The organism is Nocardioides scoriae, from assembly GCF_900104965.1.
GTDB lineage: Bacteria > Actinomycetota > Actinomycetes > Propionibacteriales > Nocardioidaceae > Marmoricola > Marmoricola scoriae.
This window is the reverse complement of record NZ_LT629757.1, coordinates 3,097,265-3,115,019: the sequence shown is the minus strand read 5'-3', so window position 1 is coordinate 3,115,019 and position 17,755 is coordinate 3,097,265. Positions and strand designations below refer to the sequence as shown.

Sequence of the window (17,755 nt, the reverse complement as noted above, 5' to 3'; positions counted from 1 at the left end):
GGCGTGGAGGGCGCCGTCCACCGGTTCATCCGGCTGCTCCGGCTGCACGGCCTGCGCGTCAGCACCGCCGAGGCGGTCGACGCGATGCACGCCGTGGCGCAGCCGAGCGTGCTCGAGGACCGGGCCGTGCTCAAGTCGGCGCTGGCCGTGAGCCTGGTCAAGGACCGCCGCGACCTGGCCTCCTTCGACCTGGTCTTCGACCGGTTCTTCGGCCTGGAGGCCGTGGTCCCGACCGAGGACGACACGGCGCACTCCCACTCCCACGACGACCTGTCCGACGAGGGCGAGCTGGAGCAGTTCACGCTCTCCGAGGAGCCCGGCGACGTGCCCGAGGACGGCCACTCCCACGGCAAGCCCGACGACATCAAGGAGTACTTCCGGCCCGAGGACATGGCCCAGCAGTACAACCTGCACCAGGAGGCCAACAAGATCGACATCGCGGCGCTCACCGACGAGATCGTGCTCTCCAACGACACCGAGGGCAGCGCCGGCGAGGCCGCGCGGGTCCAGATCAGCACCAGCCGGATGCACAACCCGGGCAACCCCGGCGACCTGGTCAGCGCGCCCGGCCTGCAGCTGGACACCGAGCTGTCGGTCGCCGAGGAGATGGCCCTGCTGGCCTGGCTCGACGAGCGCGACGACGGCGACCCGATGGTGGACGAGGTGCGCGAGGCCGACACCCTGGCCGCGCTGCGGCAGGCGCTGGCGCCGTTCCTCGACCAGCTCCCGGCGCGCCTGAAGGAGCACCTCGAGAAGCTGATGTCGATGGAGCGCGAGATCGAGGAGCGGGAGTTCGAGCAGGCCCAGGCCGAGACCGTCGACGAGACCGAGCGCGCCCAGCTCGAGGAGGCGATCCGCCGGCTGGTCAGGAGCCTGCACGGCGCCCCCCGCCCGCGCCGCAAGGCCTCGACCCGCGGGGTGGTCGACGGGGCGCGGACGATGCGCGCCAACATGAAGTACGACGGGGTGCCGTTCCGCCCGGTCACCGTCAGCAAGGTCGAGGACCGACCGCGGCTGCTCGTGCTGTGCGACGTGTCGCTCTCGGTGCGCTCCGCGGCCCGCTTCACCCTGCACCTGGTGCACAGCCTGCAGTCGGTGACCTCCTCGGTGCGGACCTTCGCCTTCGTCTCCGACCTGGTCGAGATCACCGACCTGTTCGCCGAGCACCGCACCGAGGAGGCGCTCTCGCTCGTGCTGGCGGGGCTGCCGGCCAACGGCGTCCTCGACGTCGACGCGGACTCCGACTACGGCACCGCCTTCGAGGGGTTCCTGGAGCGCTACGGGTCGGCGGTCAACCGTCGCACGACGCTGATCGTGCTGGGCGACGGCCGCAGCAACGGCCGCGACCCCGGCCTGGCGGCGTTCGCCGAGCTGAGCCGGCGGGCGCGCGAGACGGTGTGGCTGACGCCCGAGCCGCGGTACTCCTGGGGGCTCGGCCGGTGCGACCTCCCGGCGTACGAGGAGCACTGCAGCCGCGTCCAGGTGGTCCGCAACCTCTCGGGCCTGGACCGCGCCACCCTCGCCGCGAGCCCCGGCGCCCGATGAGCGTCCAGCCCCTCCTGGGCGCCGCCGGGCCGGCCCCCATCGACCCGCTCGGGCCCTCGCGGGCCGTCGGGTGGTACGTCGACGACCTGGTGCAGGTGCGCGCCGTCGCCGCGCTGCGGCAGTGGAACCGCGACAGCGTGCGCACCGACCACTTCGAGGTGCGCCACGTCGGCGCGCGCGTCCACGTCGACCACTGGGTGCCCACCGGCCGCGTCGACGACGACGTCGCCGGCCTGCTGGCCGACGAGCTGTTCACCCCCGGCTGGGTGCGGGGCTCCGAGCTGTTCGAGCGGATCTTCACCGGCGTGGTGCGCAGCAGCGCCCCCGACCCCCTCGAGGCGTGGCTGGTCTTCTACCGCAACAGCCTGGTCCAGATCGAGGAGGCCGTGCGCCACCCCCACCTCCGCTCCCGGCCGCACGCGCCCAGCGGCCACGGGACCATCGGCGACTACGCCCCGGTGCACGCCCACGCGGAGCAGCTGCTCGCCGCCGGATCGGTGCTCGACCTCGGCAGCTGCTTCGGCTTCCTGCCGCTCCGGCTCGCCGGCCGCGGCCGCCAGGTCACCGCCTCCGACGTCTCGGCCGGCACGATGCGCCTGCTCGGCACCGTGGCCCCGCTGCTCGGCGTGAGGCTCGGCACCCGGGTCGCCGACGCCGCCCGCTTCCCCGCCCCCGCCGGCAGCGCCGACACCGTGCTCGCCATCCACCTCCTCGAGCACCTCGACCACGCCCACGGCGCCCGCGTCCTCGCCGAGGCCCTCCGCCTCGCCCGCCGCCGCGTCGTCGTCGCCGTCCCGCTGGAGGACGAGGCCGACGCCACCTGGGGCCACGTCCGCACCGTCACCCTCGACGACCTCCGCGCCTGGGGCCGCGCCACCGGGCTGCCGCACGACGTCCACGAGCACCACGGGGGGTGGCTCGTGGTGGAGACGGGGTGAGGGGCCGGGCCGGGGCGGGGGCCGCCGGGGCCGGGGCCGGGGCCGGGGCCGGGGCATGTAACGCGGAGTTGTTGATTCTGGACAAGGGCGACACGCCGGGGTTCGGCGCAACCGCACCGCGGTAGATGGGTGGTGGCTCGCGGACGGCCCGCCGTGTCGGGTGGTCGGGCTGGCCGGTAGGCCGGGGGTGCGTCATGCGAGGTGGCGGCCGGGGCGACCGGCTCGGATGACGTCCGGCGGGACGTCGTACGACCTGGCCGTCCGGGCGACCACCTCGCATGACGTCCGCCCGAGTCGCCTGATGTCCGACGGCACCTGAGACCCTCGGCGCACGAGCAGCTCGCCAGCCGACGACCCGCGCCGCCGGCCACCCCGGCACTCCCGCCCCACTGGACGTCCTTCTCGGCTACCTGACGTCTGTTGCAACAGACGTCAGGTCACCAATTACCCGGACGTCCGGGTAATCAGCGCCCTCACCCCGCGACGTACGGGATCGTCTGCGGCCCCTCGGGCAGGACGCACACCCGGGAGTCGGGGCCGGAGTCGTGGAGGGCCCGGAGGACGGTCTCGGCGACGTCGTCGGTGTGGCCGAGGTGGGCGGAGGCGAGGTCGGGGGCGCTGAGGTACGACGAGTGGACGACCACGTCGGCGTGCGACTGCACCTTGGCCTGGACCTGCACCTGCCACTGGTCGGGCACGGTGCGCTCGCGGGCGGCGATGGTGGCCAGCAGGGCCTCGGGGGAGGACTCGGAGGCGAGGACCTCGCGGTAGGAGCCGTGGTCGGGGAAGCCGTCGCGGCACTCGGCGGCGCACACGATCGTGCCGCCCGGGCGCACGACGGTCATGCCGGCCGACATGCCCTTCACGGCCTGGTAGAGGTTCTGGTCGAGCGGGTAGCCCGCGTTGGTCGTCACCACGACGTCGAACAGGGCCGGCACCGGCTGCATGGCGAGGCGCTGGGAGGCGGCGCGGGCGGCGGCGTGCATCTCGGGCAGCGAGCCGCCGAAGGCCTGGACGATCCTCTGCTCGCGGTTGAGGACCACGTCGAGCCCGAAGTGGACGTCGCCGACGGCGGCCACGACCGCGCGGATGTCGTCGTGGACCGGGTTGCCCTCGCAGACCGCCCAGGTCGCGCGCGGGTCGCCGATGCGGGCGGCGTCGTGCAGGGTCAGCACCGTCTCGAGCCCGGCCAGGCCGGGGGCGACCAGCTTGGGGCCGCCGCTGAAGCCGGCGAAGAAGTGCGGCTCGACGAACCCGGTGGTGATCCGGACGTCGGCCTCGACCCAGAGCCGGTTGAGGAAGACGGGCACGTCGCGGCCGTGGCGGCCCAGCCACACCAGCGACGCGTCGTCGCGGGCGTCGTGGTTGACCACCCGCACCTGGTCGGCGACGTCGCCGAGCATCGCGCGGACCTCCTGCTCGGTGTTGCCGCGGTGGGTGCCGGTGGCGACCAGGACCACCACGTCGGCGAGGTCGACGATCCCGTCGAGCTCCTCGAGCACGGCCGGGATCATCAGGTGCCGAGGCTGCGGCCGGGTGCCGTCGCACATCGAGATCGCGACCGTCTGGCCCGGGCGGACCAGCTCGCGCAGGGGTGGGCCCGCGACCGGCTCGCGCAGGGCGGTGCGCAGCGCGGCCCGCTCGTCGGCGGCCGCGTCGGCGTACGTCGGCTCGACCACGGTCGTGCGGTCGGCCGGGAGCTCCACCTCCAGCCCGTCCTCGCCGTACGCCAGCCGGACGGTCACGGTGCTGCTCGCGGGATCGGTGCTCATGCCCTCCACCCTGCCACCGCCGCAGGTGCGTCGGGCCGGCCCGGCCGGTGCGGGTGCGGGTGCGGGTGCCTCAGCGGATCAGCCCGAGCTTGCCGCCCTGGTAGACCGCCTCGGCCCGGCTGGCCACCCCGAGCTTGCGCAGGATGTTGCCGACGTGGAACTTCGCGGTCGTCTCGGAGACGAACAGCTCGCGCCCGATGTCGCGGTTGGACAGCCCGTGGGCCAGCAGCACCAGCACCTCCTCCTCTCGCTGGGTCAGCCGCGCCGACTCCTCCACGGCGGGCGCGTTGAGGCCCCGCACCATCGCGGCGGCGGACCGGGCGTCGAAGGCGCTCTCGCCGCGCGAGACGTCGCGGATCGCGCGGATCAGCGCGGAGGTGTCGACGTCCTTGACGACGTAGCCCCTCGCCCCGGCCCGGATCGCCCGCAGCACCAGCTGGTCGTCGAGGAAGGTCGTCAGCACCAGCACGCCGACGCCCGGGTGGGCGCGGGTCAGCTCGGCGCACAGGTCGATGCCCTCGCTGTCGGAGGAGGCCGAGAGCTTGAGGTCCATCAGCACGATGTCGGGGCGGGTGCGCTCGACCTCGGCCATCGCCTGCCGCGGCGAGGACGCCTCGGCGACCACCCGCAGGTCGGGCTCGCGCTGCAGGATGCTGCTCAGGCCCTGGCGGACGATGGCGTGGTCGTCGACCAGCATGATGTCGACGTACGCCGCGCCGCTCGCGGCCGCGGTGCCCTCGGCGGGGCGGGTGGGCGTGTCGATCACGAGGCCTCCTGGGTCGGGTCGGACGGGTGGGACGGACCGGTCACCTGGTCGGCCAGGTGGTCGGCCAGGTGGTCGGCCAGGTCGGGCGGGGCACCGGCGAGGGCACCGAGCGGCGTCTCGGCCAGCGGCAGCGGGAGCCGCAGCTCCACCCGGACGCCGCCGAGGCGGGCCCGCCGGAACGCGACGGTGCCGCCGAGGTCGACGATGCGCGACTCGATGTTGGCCAGCCCCCGGTGCCGGCCGTCGGCGGTGCCGCGGCGCTCCAGCTCGAGCAGCCGGCGCAGCGCGACGGGGTCGCCGTGGCCGTCGTCGGAGACCGACACCAGGAGCTCGTCGTCGCGGTAGCGCAGCTGCACCGCCGCCCGCGCCGCCCCGGAGTGGGCGACGACGTTGAACAGCGCCTCCCCGATGGCCCGGGCGAGCTCGTGGTCGGCGTCGGCCTGGAGGGCGCGCGCCTCGCCGTGGGTCCGGACCGAGACGTCCAGGCGGCCGCGGTGGTGCACCGCGACCTCACGGGCCAGCTCGGGGAGCGTGGCGACGGTCTGGCCGTGGGGCTGGTGGAGCGCCCAGATGGCGCGGCGCAGCTGCTCGACCGCCTCCTGCGAGAGCCGCTTCGCCGTCTCGAGCTCGGCCACCACCGAGCGCGCACCGGACCCGAGGTCCTCCGCGTCGAGGCGGGCGATCTCGACGGACATGCCGGCCGAGAGGACGTACTGGGTGACGCTGTCGTGCAGCTCGCGGGCGATCCGGTGGCGCTCGGTGTCGAGCAGCTCGCGCTGGTGGGCGACCTGCAGCCGCTCCTCGACGGCCCGGAGCTCGCGGGTGCGGTCGGCGAGGTCGCGCGACTGGGCGGTGGCCTCGTCGTACAGCTGCTGGGCGCGGCGGTGCAGGCTGAGCCCGGCCTGGTACTGCTCGGAGGTGTGCAGCGAGACCGCGGCCTGGTTGGCCAGGATCCGCAGCACCGACAGGTCGCCCTGCTCGGGTTCCTCGGCCAGCCCGTGCTGGGCGACCAGGTCGCCGATGCGGCGGCCCTCCAGCGTCATCGGCACCCGCACCCAGCCCGGCTCGCCCACCTCGGCCAGCCGGCCGGCCCGCAGCTCGGCCAGCACCCGCCGCACCTCGGTCGGCAGCACCGACTCCTCGACCACCGCCCGGCCCTCGTTGTCGGCCACCACGAAGCGCGGGCGGGCGCCGCTCAGCTGGCCGTCGTGCAGCGCGAGCAGGGTCCAGCGGGCGTCGAGGTGCGCGGCGGCCGCGCGCACGACCTCCTCGAGCAGGCCGCGGGGACCCTCGACCGTGCGCACCAGCGCCCGCGAGATCGAGTCCATCGCGGTGACCGCGCGCTGCATCCGCTCGTCGGAGGCCACGTAGGCGCGGTAGTAGGAGCGCTTGCCCGACCGCACCCCGGTGAGCCGTGCGAGGTCGGGCCGCGGGTGGAGCGGGCGGGAGGTCACGTCGGGCCCGGCGTCGCGCGGCCGGCGGGGTGCCGGCTCACAGGGCGTCCAGGAACAGCCGGCGCACGTCGGCCTCGTCGGCTTCGCGCGGGTTGGTGGTCAGGCAGGCGTCGTCGAGGGCGGTGTGGGCCATCTGGTGCACGTCGGCCTCGGTGACCCCCAGGTCGCGCAGCCCCCGCGGCACGCCGACGTCGTCGGCCAGCCGCCGCACGTGGTCGGCCAGCAGGTCGGCCGCCTCCTCGCCCGGCATCCCCTCGACGCCGATGCCGGCGGCCTGGGCGAGCGAGACGAACCGGTCGGGGGTGGCCCGGGCGTTGTAGCGGATGACGTGCGGCAGCAGCACCCCGTTGACCACGCCGTGGGGGGCGTCGAGCAGCCCCCCGACCTGGTGGCTCATCGCGTGGGTGGCCCCCAGGATGGCGTTGGTGAAGGCCAGCCCCGCCTGCAGGCTGGCCTGCGCCATCTTGGTGCGGGCGCGCTCCTCGTCGGGGTGGGTGATGGTGGTGCGCAGGTGCCCACAGACCAGTCGCACCGAGCTCAGCGCGTGGATGTCGGCGAGCGGGTTGTGGGCCAGCGAGACGTAGGACTCGATGCCGTGGGTCAGCGCGTCGAGCCCGGTGGCGGCGTTGAGCGCGTCCGGCATCGTGGTGAGCAGCCGCGGGTCGGTCAAGGAGATGTCGGGCACGAGCGCGCGCCCCATGATGGTGATCTTCACCGAGCGGTCGGTGTCGGTGACGATGCAGAACTGCGAGACGTCGGCCCCGGTCCCCGAGGTGCTGGGGATCATCAGCATCGGCGGGATCGGCCGCGTGACCTGGTCGACGCCCGCGTAGCCGAGGATGTCGCCGTCGTTGCCCGACAGGATCGCCACGCCCTTGGCGGCGTCGATGCACGAGCCGCCGCCGATCGCGATGATCACGTCGCACTGCTGCTCGGCGTACCAGTCGTACGCCGCGCGGACCTCGTGGTCCTTCGGGTTCGGCGTCACGGCCGACCACACCCGGGGCGTCAGCCGGGCCTCGCGCAGGTGGCCCAGCAGCACGTCGACCCAGCCCGCCTCGATGATGCCGGGGTCGGTCACCACCAGCGGCCGTCGGGCCCCGAGCCGGGCGGCGGCGAAGCCCGCCTCGTCCAGCGCCCCGATGCCGAAGACGACCTCGGGGGCGTGGAACTTCACGACCGCGTCGGGGGCCATGTCCTCGGTGCCGGCCTGGACCGGGTCGCCACCCGCGAAGGGGTCGGGCCGCCGGGGTCGGGCGACGGCCTCGGGCGCCTCGCGGCGAGCCGCCGGGACCCCCCGCTGCGGCGCGAGCCTCGGGGCGGACGCGACCGACCTGGGCGGGGTGGAGGCGGGGCTCGAGGTCGGGCTCACGACTGCGTCCAATCGGTGGTCGGGCCGAGGCTACCCCGCGGCCGGCGTCCTGGGCAGGGCGTCACCGACCGCTCTGCGGCGAGATCGTGCTCCTCACCGCCGAGACGCGGTCGCAGGGGAAGCCACCCCTCGCCGCGTGCTCCTCGATCAGGGCCGGGTCGTCGGCGTCGTAGACGCAGTAGAGCTTGTCGTCGGTGACGTAGGACTCCACCCACGTCACGTCGGACATCTCGGCCAGCACCTCGTTGGACCTCGCACTGATGTCGTGGAGCTCCTGCTCGCTCAGGCGGCCTGCACCAGGCAGGTCGCGCTCGATCACGTAGCGGTCCATGGGCACCCCTCCCGGGTCACGGCCTCCCCGTGGCCGGCGGGCCACGCCCCACAGGCTAGGCGTGACCCCCGTCACGATCACCCCTCCGATCGGACGGGCGGTCCCGGCACCCCGTGGCCCCGCGACCGTGTCGCGGCGCGCGCTGCGGGTACGCGGGCGGCACACCACCAGGGAGGGAACCCCGATGAGCGACACCCAGCACGACGACGGCTCCGGCAGCGAGCTCGCCCAGGACAAGGTCCTCGAGATCATGCGCAGCGACCGGTTCTGCATGCTGACCTCGGTCGGCGAGCAGGGGCGCCTGCAGTCCCACCCGATGACGCCCCAGGAGGTCACCGACGACGGCGACGTCTGGTTCTTCATCAACGTCACCAGCCACCACGCCGACAACATCCGGGCCGAGAAGCGCGTCAACCTCGCCTTCGCCGACGGCTCCACCTGGCTCTCGGTGGCCGGCCACGGCGACGTGCGTCGCGACCAGGCCAAGATCGACGAGCTGTGGAACCCGATGGTCGCGGCGTGGTTCCCCGACGGCAAGGAGGCCCCCGAGGTCGGCCTGCTCCTCGTCGAGTCCGACTCCGCGCAGTACTGGGACAGCCCCGGCGGCGGCCGCGTGGCCAGCGCCCTGTCCTTCCTCAAGACCCGCGTCACGGGCGGGCGACCGGCCGGAACCAGCGCAACGGTGGACCTGTAGGCCCTGCGCCCCCTACTCTTCTGGGGCGCATCGCACACCTCCCCCGGGTACGCCGAGTCCTGCCCACCGGGGGCGGACCCACCGAGAACGTTCGGGCAGGAGTGGGGGAACCACACGTTCCACGCGGACGGCCCGACCAGGTCGACCGCTCGGGGTGAAGTCACCGCCAGGTGGCAGGGCACTTTCCAGCCCTAACCCGACAGCTCACCTCGCAGGCGTGGGAAAGGCCCCACCATGCCCGTACGCCTGTCCGCACGCCCCCTCGCCCGGCTGGTCAGCTTCCTGACCCTGCTGCTCGCCGTCTCCGGCGTGCTGCTCCTGGGCCCCGCCAGCGGTGCCGAGGCCGCCACCCGCGGCAAGATCGACCGCGCCACCACGGTCGCCCTCAACCAGAAGGGCGACCCCTACCGCTACGGCGCCGCCGGCCCCAGCGCCTTCGACTGCTCCGGCCTCATCTACTACAGCTTCCGCAAGGCCGGGCTGTCGGTGCCGCGCACCTCCTCGGCGCAGTACTCCCGCACCAAGCACATCGCCAAGAAGTCGCTGCGACGCGGCGACCTGATGTTCTTCCACAACGGCGGTCGGGTCTACCACGCGGCGATCTTCCTCGGCTGGGACCACGGCCGGGCCAAGATGCTGCACTCCCCCCGCACCGGTCAGGACGTGCAGGTCGCCCGGGCCTGGACGTCGAGCTGGTACGCCGGCACGTTGCGCGGCTGATCGAGTCCCGCCCGGCCTAGCATCGGGCCATGACCACGCAGCGTCTCGACCGCGATCCTGCTGCTCCCGGCCCCGCTGGCGCCGGTGCCTCCGCCGGTCCTGAGGGCGGGCCCGACCTCGACGAGCTGTTCGAGGCCTCACCGGCCCGCACGGCCCGCACCTCGGCGGCGGCCGCGACCTCCCTGTTCACCGGGGTGGTCGCGGTCGTCGCCTCGCCGTTCTCGCTGCTGCTCGGCGCCGTCCTGGTGCTCGCCGCGGTCGGCCTCGTGACGGCCGTCGTCGGCCTGGCCCGGGCCAGCCGGCCCGGCGTCTCCGGCACCACGATGGCGGCGCTCGGCATGGTCCTCGCGCTGGGCGCCGGCGCCGTGGTCGGGCTGCGCTACCTCGGCGTCGACACCTCCGTCGGCGACGGGGTCGTCCCCGAGCTCCGCGACGCCCTGGCCGCCCTCACGGCCCTGTTCCCCGCTCCCTGATCCCCGCGTCCTGACGCCGTTCCGGGTCGCCGACGGGCGGTTCCACGTGGAACCCGGCCTGCGCCTACGCGGGGCGGATCGCCACGACCGCGCGCTCGGCACCGCGCCCGCGGCGCGCGATCCGCTCGACGAGCCCGACGATGCGGAACTCGAGGCGGTACTTCGCCCGCAGCAGGCCCTCGACGCGGTCGAGGTCGGAAGGCTCGGTGCTGACCCCCGCCCGGGCCTCGACGGTGGGGGCGTCGTCGGCGACGCGACCGCGGCGGTCGCAGGGGCGCAGGGTGACGCGCTCGTCGCGGCGCAGCCGCTTGACCTTGCCGCTGCCGGCCGGCGTCCAGACCGCGGCGCCGTCCACGCCGTCGGGCACGACCCACACCGGGGTGGGCACGCCCTCGCCGGATCGGCGGTGCGTGGTGAGGGAGACGAAGCGTTCGTCGGCGAGATCGCGCAGGGTGGTCATGGCCCGAGCCTGACAGGTGGAAGGCTGGGGGGCATGTTCCACATCGGTGTCGACCTGGCCTGGGGGACGCGCGCGCCCACCGGTGTCGCCGTGCTCGACGACACCGGCCGGCTCGTCGAGCTCGCCGGCGTCCGGACCGACGAGGAGATCCTCGCCCTGGTCACGCCGTACGCCGCGGGCCCGGTCACCGTCGCCTTCGACGCCCCGCTGGTGGTCACCAACGCGACCGGCAACCGCCCCGCCGAGGCGGCGCTGAACCGCGACTTCGCCCGCTTCGACGCGGGCGCCCACCCGAGCAACACCGGCAAGCAGGAGTTCGCCGCCGGCACCCGCGGCGGCCGGCTGGCCGAGGCGCTGGGCCTCGACCTCGATCCGCACGCCCACGCGCCGCGGGCCGCGCTCGAGGTCTACCCGCACGCCGCCACGATCTCGCTGTTCCGGCTGGGCCGGACGCTGAAGTACAAGAACAAGCAGGGTCGCGACCTCGAGCAGCTCCGCGGCGAGCTGCTGGTGCTGATGGGGCTGCTCGAGGGTCTCCAGGGCGCCACGCCCGCGCTGCTCCTCACCGGCCCCGGCACCTGGGGCTCGGACGGCGACGCCGGAGCGGGGTGGCAGGCGCTGCGCCGCCAGGTCGAGCAGGCCGGCCGCAAGAGCGAGCTCCGGGTCGTCGAGGACCAGGTCGACGCGGTCGTGTGCGCCTACGTCGCGCTGTTCGCGGCCCGGCGGCCCGACGAGATCGCGTCGTACGGCGACCCGGCCTCCGGCGTGATCGTCACGCCCGCGCTGCCCGAGGGACACGTGCCGACGCCGCGGCCGCGACGCACCCGCGACGGCACCTCGCCCGCCCCCGTCGACCCGGTGCGGGCGGTGCGGGAGTACGCCCTGCGGCACCCCCGCCTCGAGCGCGCCGGCGAGCAGTTCCTCGCCCTGGTCACCTCGGTGCTCGACGACGGCGGCATCAACTACCTCTCGGTCACTGGCCGCACCAAGACGGTCGCGTCGTTCGCGGAGAAGACCCGACGGCTGCGCCCCGACGGCACCCCGCTGTACGCCGACCCGCTCACCGACATCACCGACACCATCGGCCTGCGCGTCATCACCTACGTCCACAGCGACGTCGCCGCGGTCGCGGGCCTGCTCGGCGACGAGGTGGTGGTCCTCGACGACCGCGACATGGGCCGCGAGACCGCGCAGGAGGGGCGCTTCGGCTACGCCAGCCGGCACCTGCTGATCTCGCTCGACCCCGCGGCCGAGGTGCCAGACGGGCGCGAGGAGCTGCGCGGCCTCACCGCTCAGGTGCAGATCCGCACCGTGCTGCAGCACGCGTGGGCGGAGTTCGAGCACGACATCCGCTACAAGGGCACCATCCCGGAGGAGCACGCCAGCGACTTCGACCGCCGCTTCACCCTGGCCGCCGGGCTGCTCGAGCTCGCCGACCAGGAGTTCTCCACCATCCGCGACACCCTGCACTCGCGCACCTCCGCCCGCCGCGACGAGCCGGTCGAGCGCGGCGACGAGCGGCTCGGCATCGAGCCGCGGGAGCTGGCGGCGTTCCTGGCCGGGCAGTACGCCGAGGCCGGCTGGTCGCGCACCGACCACTACGCCTGGATCGCGGGCCTGATCCACGAGCTCGGCCTCACCACCCTGGCCGACCTCGCCGAGACGCTCCGCGAGGTCGACGAGACGCGGATCGCCGAGCGGATGGACTACCGCTACCCGCCGGGTGCGGTGCGCCGTCTCGACGACGCGCTGCTGCAGGCGTTCGGCACGGCGTACGTCGACCTCAGCGGCAACGCCCACCGCACCGACCTGCTGCGCGCCCGGCTGGCCCGGCTCGTCGACCCGGGCTGAGCCCCCCTCGGGCGCTCAGTCCGCCACGTCGACGTGCACGTGGTCGCGGTGCTCGAGCACGGCGGCCACCTCGGCTGAGCGGCCCGAGGTGTCGGGCGGGTAGTCGCGCCAGCCCTGCAGCGAGCGCCGCGCCGTCCAGATCCGGCCGTCGTAGATGACCGTGGCGACGTCGAGGCGCTCGGCGTGGGCGACCAGGTAGTGCGCCGTCGCCCACCCCCGCGCCTTGGCCGCCGGGGTGACGGGACGGTAGAACACGTCGATCGCCCGCCCCTCGTAGTGCGCCGACCCGGGCATGTGGCCGGTGGTGACGCCCCCCGGCGCGTAGCCGCCGAGGGCCTGGCGGCCGAAGGCGTCGACCAGGTCGGTGCGCACGGTCGCGGCCCGGGCCGTGAGGCCGCGGGCGTCGAGCCCGTCGGGCTCCTCGGCGACGCGGCCCGCGTGGACGCAGGTGAGCGCGTGCCGCGCCCGTCCCCGCACGGCGGCCGCGACGACGGCGGCCTCGTCGTCGGCGAGCCGCAGCTCACCGCCCACGGCCGCGGTGGTGGTGCGCAGCGGCAGGTCGAGACGCAGCGACCGGGCCCCCACCCGCGTCGCGCGCTCGGCCTCGGCGGTGCTCAGACCCACCTCGGTCCCGCCGCGGGTGGCGGTGCAGTCCGACGTGCCGGGGAACAGCCCGGTCACCGACCCGGGGCCGGCGACGAGCGCGACGGCCCCCACGACGAGCACCGCGAGCGCCAGGACGCCGGCCACGACGGACGCCGCCCGCCGAGCCGGGCTGCTGCGCTGCACCCGTGACATGACGCCAGTGTCCGGACGCGCCCAAGCAGGTCGGGCCGGACGCGCCTGCGACGAGGGTTGAGACATGTGACGGATGGGTACCGTGTGACTTCAAGGGGACCTAGGGAGGACACCACATGTTCAACATCATCGGCCTGCTCGTCGTCGGGCTCATCATCGGCGCGATCGCACGGCTGCTCAAGCCCGGTCGTCAGGCCCTCGGCATCGTCGGCACGCTGCTGCTCGGCGTCGCCGGCGCACTCATCGGCGGACTCGTGGCCAGCTTCCTCGGCACGGGGGAGATCTTCGAGCTCAACATCATCGGCTTCATCGTCGCCGTGATCGCGGCCTTCTTGCTCATCGGCGTCGCCGAGGCGACCGTCGGCAAGAACAAGGGCGCCGTCAACCGCTGACCACACCAGCGACCGACCGGCAGCCGACCGGCTGACCAGGCAGGGTGCCCAGCCCGCCGACCAGTCGCTCGACCAGCCTCACCCGGCCGCCGCGAACGCCCCCACCAGGGCGATCGCGGCGGCCGCGGTGCGTCCGCGGTCGACCCACAGCAGCCGGCGCACCAGCACCGGGTCGTGGCCCCGCCCCAGGCGGCCGTGCAGCGGGGCGGCCAGCGCGGCGGTGAGCGCCAGCGCAGCGCCGTTGCCCGCGACCGCCAGCACCGCGGCACCCGACGGCCCCGCGAGCAGGGTGCCGACGCAGGCGAGCAGCACCGCGGCGTACACCACCACGACGAGGCCGACGATGCGGCGCGAGTGGGCGTCGTGGGCCGCGGCCCAGCGCTCGGGCGTGACCTCGGCGAGGGCCGGGTAGGCGAGCACCGAGACGCCCAGCTGGAAGCCGAGGTGCAGCGCCGAGGACGCGAGCAGGGCGTCCGGCCAGCTCACCGGGGACCGACCCGGGGACGACGGCTCATGCGTGCGGCGTGAGGAGCTGGTCGACCGGCGCGTCGTCGTCGGTCAGCACCTGGGCGTCGCCGATCCAGCGGGTCAGCGCCTCGCCGTCGATGACGTCCCAGTCGAGGCCCTGGGTCTCGAAGCCCACCTCGACGGCCGCCAGGTCCAGCGGTCGGTCGGAGGCGATCGCCACCAGGTTGCCGCCCCCGTCACGGGTCAGGGTGTCCGGCTCGGCGGCCAGCGCGACGTGGTCGAAGACCTGGCGCAGGGTGGCCAGCTCGGCGCGGGCGAAGCCGAGGGGCGCGAAGTCGATGAGGTTGGCGGCGTACACCCCGGTCGGCGTGAGCACGCGCTCCACCTGGGCCACCGCCTCGCGGGTGGTGAGGTGCCACGGCACGCTGACGCCGCCGAAGGCGTCGCCGACCACGAGGTCGCGGCTCGCGTCGGGCAGCCGGGTGACGCCGCGGCGGCCGTCCTCGACCCGCACCTCGAGGTCGGGGCCGGTGCGTGCGCCGAGGCGCTCGGCGTCGACGCGCAGCACGCCGGGGTCGATCTCGGAGACCACGCTGGTGGTGCCCGGGCGGGTCGCGGCCAGGTAGCGCGGGAAGGTCAGCCCACCGCCGCCGAGGTGGTAGGCGCGCAGCGGCTCGTCCCCGGGCAGCAGGCCGTCGACCACCCCCGCGAGCGCCTGGGTGTAGCCGAACTCGAGGTGGGTCGGGTCGTCGAGGTCGACGTAGGAGTGCCGCAGCCCGTCGAGGACGAGCAGCCGGCCGCTCGGACGGTCGGGGTCCTCGACCACCTGGGCGCAGTGGTACGTCGTCTCCGCGTCGCAGCTGCCGGGCGCCACGACCGCGCCGAGGCCGCCGAGCAGGACCAGCACGAGGGGCTGCACCGGCGGGCGGCGGCGCACGCCGACCTCGACCACGACCGCGGCCAGCAGCAGCACCACGCCGAGGCCCACCATGATCCAGCTGACCGGCACCCGCGAGATCAGCACGAAGCCGGTCACCACGGTGCCGACGATGGCGCCGGCCGTGCCGATGCCCGAGAGGCGCCCGACCACCGAGCCGGTCTCGTGCAGGTCGGTCAGCACCAGCTTGGTGACCATCGGCGTGACCGCCGAGAGCAGCGCGCCGGGCACGATGATGCACAGCCCCGCGGCCAGCAGGAGCAGGCTGCCGTCGCCGAGGGCTCCGGCCCCGCGGACCACGAAGGGCGTCAGCGCGACCGCGGCGCCGCTCACCGAGAGCAGCGGCGCGATCGCGCGCCGGGGCAGCACCACGTCGGCCGAGCGTCCGCCGAGCCAGGACCCCAGCGCGATCGCGGCCAGGGCGACCCCGATGACCAGCGTGCTGGTCTCGAGGGTGAGCCCGAGGTACGGCGCCAGCAGGCGCAGCGCGACCAGCTCGACGACAAGCACGGCCGCCGACGAGCCGAAGACCAGCGCGCCCGCCGCCCAGCCGGCCAGGGGGGCGCTCGCGCGGCCCGTCGTGCTGCTGGTCGGGCCGGCGTCGCTCACGCCAGGATCATGACAGGGTCAGGAAAGCGGCGCGGTGAGCTCGATGTTGATGTCGTCGGGGTCCTGGAAGGACAGGATCGCCAGGCCGGCGTCGGTGAGGTCGATGACCTCGCCGTGGGCGATGCCCTGCTCGTCGAAGCCCTTCGCGGCCGCCTCGAGGTCCTCGCGGCTCTCGACGGTGAAGCTGACGTGGTCCAGGCCCGTGCGGGTGGAGTCGAAGCCGTCGGAGCCGACGGGACGCAGGCCGAAGAGCGTGCCCTGGGGAGTCTGGTAGACCACCCCGCCGTAGAACCGCTGCGGGTCCTCGGTGACCCCCGGCTGGTCGACCGAGTCCGACGTGTCGATGGCGCGGGGCCAGCCGAAGACCTGGTCGTAGAAGGCCGCCGAGCGCTCGATGTCGGTGACGGTGATGCGGACGTGGGCGTAGCCGTTGCTCGTGACGATTGCCATGGGCTCCTCGTACCCCGCACGTCCGCTCTCAACTAGATCCGCGACGCGGACTCCTCGCCGACGGTCTCCGCGTGGCGGGCCTTGGCCTGCTCGAAGAGCTCCATCAGCTTGTCGTCCTCGCGGGCCAGCGCCTTGCCCTTCTCGCCCTGCGCCCGGATCTGCTCGACCTCGCCGACCAGCAGGCCGTAGATGCGCTCGCGCTCGCCCTCGTCCTGGGTGTAGCCGAGGTCCATGTAGTCGCGGGCGTGGCGCTTGGCGTTGCCCATCGCGGTCTTCGCCCGGCCCTTCTTCGAGGTCAGCGAGGCCACCACGGTGATCACCAGGACGCCGATGATGACGCCCAGCGAGAGGCCGGTGCTGATCTCCACGACGTCGACGTGCTCGCCGTTGTTGATGAACGGCACGTTGTTCTCGTGGAGCGCGTGGATGATCAGCTTGACGCCGATGAAGGCCAGGATCGCGGCGAGGCCGTAGGACAGGTAGATCAGGCGCTCGAGCAGGCCCTCGATGAGGAAGAACAGCTGGCGCAGGCCGAGCAGCGAGAACGCCGTCGCGGTGAACACGATGAAGGTGTTCTGGGTGAGGCCGAAGATCGCGGGGATCGAGTCGAGCGCGAAGAGGATGTCGGTGCCGCCGATGGCCACCATCACCAGCACCATCGGGGTGAGGACCTTCTTGCCGTCGACGACCGTGGTGAGCTTGTCGCCGTCGTACTCCTCGGAGGTGCGGATGAACTTCTGGGCGATCTTGACCACGAAGTTCTGGTCCTCGTGGCTGTCCTCGTCGCTGACCTCGCCCTTGAGCATGTTGCCGGCGGTCATGATGAGGATCAGGCCGAACAGGTAGAACACCCACGCGAACTGGTTGATCAAGGTGGCGCCCAGGAAGATGAAGCCGGTCCGGGCGATCAGCGCGAACACGATGCCGAACAGCAGCACCTTCTGCTGGTCCTCGCGGGGCACCCGGAAGCTGCCCATGATGATGAGGAAGACGAACAGGTTGTCGACCGAGAGCGCCTTCTCGGTGATGTAGCCCGCGAAGTACTCCCCGCCCATCGTGCCGCCCCCGAAGACCAGGACGCCGAGGCCGAACACGATCGCGATGCCGACGTAGAGCGCCGACCAGATCGACGCCTCGCGCAGCGTCGGCACGTGGGCCTTGCGCACGTGGAAGACGAAGTCGAACAGCAGCATCCCGAGGATGCCGACGACGGTCGCGATCCAGACCCACGTGGGAACGGTCATGTCTCCTCCTGGACGGCCCCTCCCCACGAGGGCGCCGTCGTCCTCGGGGCAGGCCAGCCCGGCTGCCGGGCCTCCCCCGCGCACCAGGGTGCCAGGTGCGACCACATCCGTGGCGCCCCGCGTCCCGCCCGGCCCGGCGCCTCGTTGACCCCGTCAACCGAAGCGGTTGCGGGGGTCAACCGAGGGGCTCGCGGGTCGTCCGGGGGGTCGTCCGGCAAGGTCGTCAGGCCGGGGGCGTCCGGCCGGGGGCGTCGCGGCCGGTCGTGGTGACCGGGGCGTGTTGGCCGGGGCGTGGTGACCGGGGCGTGGTGACCTGGGAGCGTCATGCGAGGTGGTCGCCGGAGCGGCCAGTCCGCATGACGTCTGGGCGGACGTCATGCGCCCTGGTCACCCCGGCAGCCGGATCGCATGACGTCCCGCACCGGTGCACGTCGCGGGCGACCACCGGACGGATGCTCCCGCCGGGGCCTATCGTCGGGGG

General features: G+C 74.0%; 18 protein-coding genes and 1 riboswitch. Of the genes, 7 read left to right on the top strand and 11 right to left on the bottom strand.

Features of this window, described 5'->3' with window-relative positions; translation table 11 throughout:
* The first annotated feature begins 3 nt into the window (after nt 1–3).
* Both BLU55_RS14800 and mftM read left to right on the top strand, forming a co-directional pair.
* Nucleotides 4–1,545, top strand: a complete 1,542-nt coding sequence (locus tag BLU55_RS14800; RefSeq protein ID WP_091731195.1) for a VWA domain-containing protein — start codon at nt 4–6, stop codon at nt 1,543–1,545.
* Complete coding sequence (gene mftM / locus BLU55_RS14795) at nt 1,542–2,483, top strand: mycofactocin oligosaccharide methyltransferase MftM (protein ID WP_091731192.1); 942 nt, start codon at nt 1,542–1,544, stop codon at nt 2,481–2,483. The genes BLU55_RS14800 and mftM overlap by 4 nt, the downstream gene beginning before the upstream one ends.
* Nucleotides 2,484–2,956: 473 nt before the next feature.
* On the opposite strand, the gene larA is transcribed toward mftM, so the two are convergent.
* The 5 genes from larA to BLU55_RS14770 all read right to left on the bottom strand — a co-directional run bounded on the left by larA (nt 2,957) and on the right by BLU55_RS14770 (nt 8,178).
* Nucleotides 2,957–4,255 (bottom strand): nickel-dependent lactate racemase, encoded by a 1,299-nt coding sequence (larA, locus tag BLU55_RS14790; protein WP_091731189.1) that lies wholly within the window; start codon nt 4,253–4,255, stop codon nt 2,957–2,959.
* A gap of 70 nt (nt 4,256–4,325) precedes the next feature.
* Complete coding sequence (locus BLU55_RS14785; RefSeq protein ID WP_269457921.1) at nt 4,326–5,021, bottom strand: MadR family response regulator transcription factor; 696 nt, start codon at nt 5,019–5,021, stop codon at nt 4,326–4,328.
* Entirely contained in the window at nt 5,018–6,475 is a 1,458-nt protein-coding gene (locus tag BLU55_RS14780) for a MadS family sensor histidine kinase (protein ID WP_231916894.1), read from the bottom strand. The genes BLU55_RS14785 and BLU55_RS14780 overlap by 4 nt, the downstream gene beginning before the upstream one ends.
* Nucleotides 6,476–6,512: 37 nt before the next feature.
* Nucleotides 6,513–7,847 (bottom strand): iron-containing alcohol dehydrogenase, encoded by a 1,335-nt coding sequence (locus tag BLU55_RS14775; RefSeq protein ID WP_231916893.1) that lies wholly within the window; start codon nt 7,845–7,847, stop codon nt 6,513–6,515.
* A 61-nt stretch (nt 7,848–7,908) separates the two neighbouring features.
* Nucleotides 7,909–8,178 carry a DUF4242 domain-containing protein gene (locus BLU55_RS14770; protein WP_091731187.1) on the bottom strand — a complete coding sequence of 90 codons (270 nt, stop codon included), beginning with the start codon at nt 8,176–8,178 and terminating at the stop codon, nt 7,909–7,911.
* A 184-nt stretch (nt 8,179–8,362) separates the two neighbouring features.
* Between BLU55_RS14770 and BLU55_RS14765 the strand changes: the two genes are divergently transcribed.
* The 3 genes from BLU55_RS14765 to BLU55_RS14755 all read left to right on the top strand — a co-directional run bounded on the left by BLU55_RS14765 (nt 8,363) and on the right by BLU55_RS14755 (nt 10,065).
* Nucleotides 8,363–8,872 carry a pyridoxamine 5'-phosphate oxidase family protein gene (locus BLU55_RS14765; RefSeq protein ID WP_091731184.1) on the top strand — a complete coding sequence of 170 codons (510 nt, stop codon included), beginning with the start codon at nt 8,363–8,365 and terminating at the stop codon, nt 8,870–8,872.
* 50 nt (nt 8,873–8,922) lie between these two features.
* Nucleotides 8,923–9,098: riboswitch (cyclic di-AMP (ydaO/yuaA leader) on the top strand.
* 8 nt (nt 9,099–9,106) lie between these two features.
* Nucleotides 9,107–9,592, top strand: a complete 486-nt coding sequence (locus BLU55_RS14760; protein WP_091731181.1) for a C40 family peptidase — start codon at nt 9,107–9,109, stop codon at nt 9,590–9,592.
* Nucleotides 9,593–9,621: 29 nt separating this feature from the next.
* Nucleotides 9,622–10,065 carry a hypothetical protein gene (locus tag BLU55_RS14755; protein WP_091731179.1) on the top strand — a complete coding sequence of 148 codons (444 nt, stop codon included), beginning with the start codon at nt 9,622–9,624 and terminating at the stop codon, nt 10,063–10,065.
* Nucleotides 10,066–10,129: 64 nt separating this feature from the next.
* On the opposite strand, the gene BLU55_RS14750 is transcribed toward BLU55_RS14755, so the two are convergent.
* A complete protein-coding gene (locus BLU55_RS14750) occupies nt 10,130–10,525 on the bottom strand; it encodes a PPOX class F420-dependent oxidoreductase (protein ID WP_091731176.1) in 396 nt (131 codons plus the stop codon).
* Between the two features lie 33 nt (nt 10,526–10,558).
* On the opposite strand from BLU55_RS14750, the gene BLU55_RS14745 reads away from it, so the two are divergent.
* A complete protein-coding gene (locus BLU55_RS14745) occupies nt 10,559–12,376 on the top strand; it encodes a DUF429 domain-containing protein (protein ID WP_091731173.1) in 1,818 nt (605 codons plus the stop codon).
* Between the two features lie 15 nt (nt 12,377–12,391).
* On the opposite strand, the gene BLU55_RS14740 is transcribed toward BLU55_RS14745, so the two are convergent.
* The gene (locus BLU55_RS14740) at nt 12,392–13,174 is read right to left on the bottom strand and encodes a hypothetical protein (RefSeq protein WP_157682893.1); all 783 of its coding nucleotides are present in this window, start codon (nt 13,172–13,174) and stop codon (nt 12,392–12,394) included.
* 116 nt (nt 13,175–13,290) lie between these two features.
* Here BLU55_RS14740 and BLU55_RS14735 point away from each other — a divergent pair, with 116 nt between their 5' ends.
* Nucleotides 13,291–13,566: a GlsB/YeaQ/YmgE family stress response membrane protein gene (locus BLU55_RS14735; protein ID WP_231916892.1), complete on the top strand. Its 276-nt coding sequence runs from the start codon at nt 13,291–13,293 to the stop codon at nt 13,564–13,566.
* Nucleotides 13,567–13,644: 78 nt separating this feature from the next.
* On the opposite strand, the gene BLU55_RS14730 is transcribed toward BLU55_RS14735, so the two are convergent.
* Genes BLU55_RS14730 through BLU55_RS14715 form a run of 4 tightly spaced genes read right to left on the bottom strand, consistent with a single transcriptional unit; the run spans nt 13,645 to nt 17,274 of the window.
* Nucleotides 13,645–14,052: a hypothetical protein gene (locus tag BLU55_RS14730; RefSeq protein ID WP_091731167.1), complete on the bottom strand. Its 408-nt coding sequence runs from the start codon at nt 14,050–14,052 to the stop codon at nt 13,645–13,647.
* A gap of 25 nt (nt 14,053–14,077) precedes the next feature.
* Entirely contained in the window at nt 14,078–15,580 is a 1,503-nt protein-coding gene (locus BLU55_RS14725) for a fused MFS/spermidine synthase (RefSeq protein ID WP_172833920.1), read from the bottom strand.
* 18 nt (nt 15,581–15,598) lie between these two features.
* On the bottom strand, nt 15,599–16,030 hold the full coding sequence (locus tag BLU55_RS14720) for a VOC family protein (protein ID WP_091731164.1): 432 nt from the start codon (nt 16,028–16,030) through the stop codon (nt 15,599–15,601).
* Between the two features lie 32 nt (nt 16,031–16,062).
* Nucleotides 16,063–17,274 carry a TerC family protein gene (locus tag BLU55_RS14715; protein ID WP_091731162.1) on the bottom strand — a complete coding sequence of 404 codons (1,212 nt, stop codon included), beginning with the start codon at nt 17,272–17,274 and terminating at the stop codon, nt 16,063–16,065.
* Between the last annotated feature and the right edge of the window lie 481 nt (nt 17,275–17,755).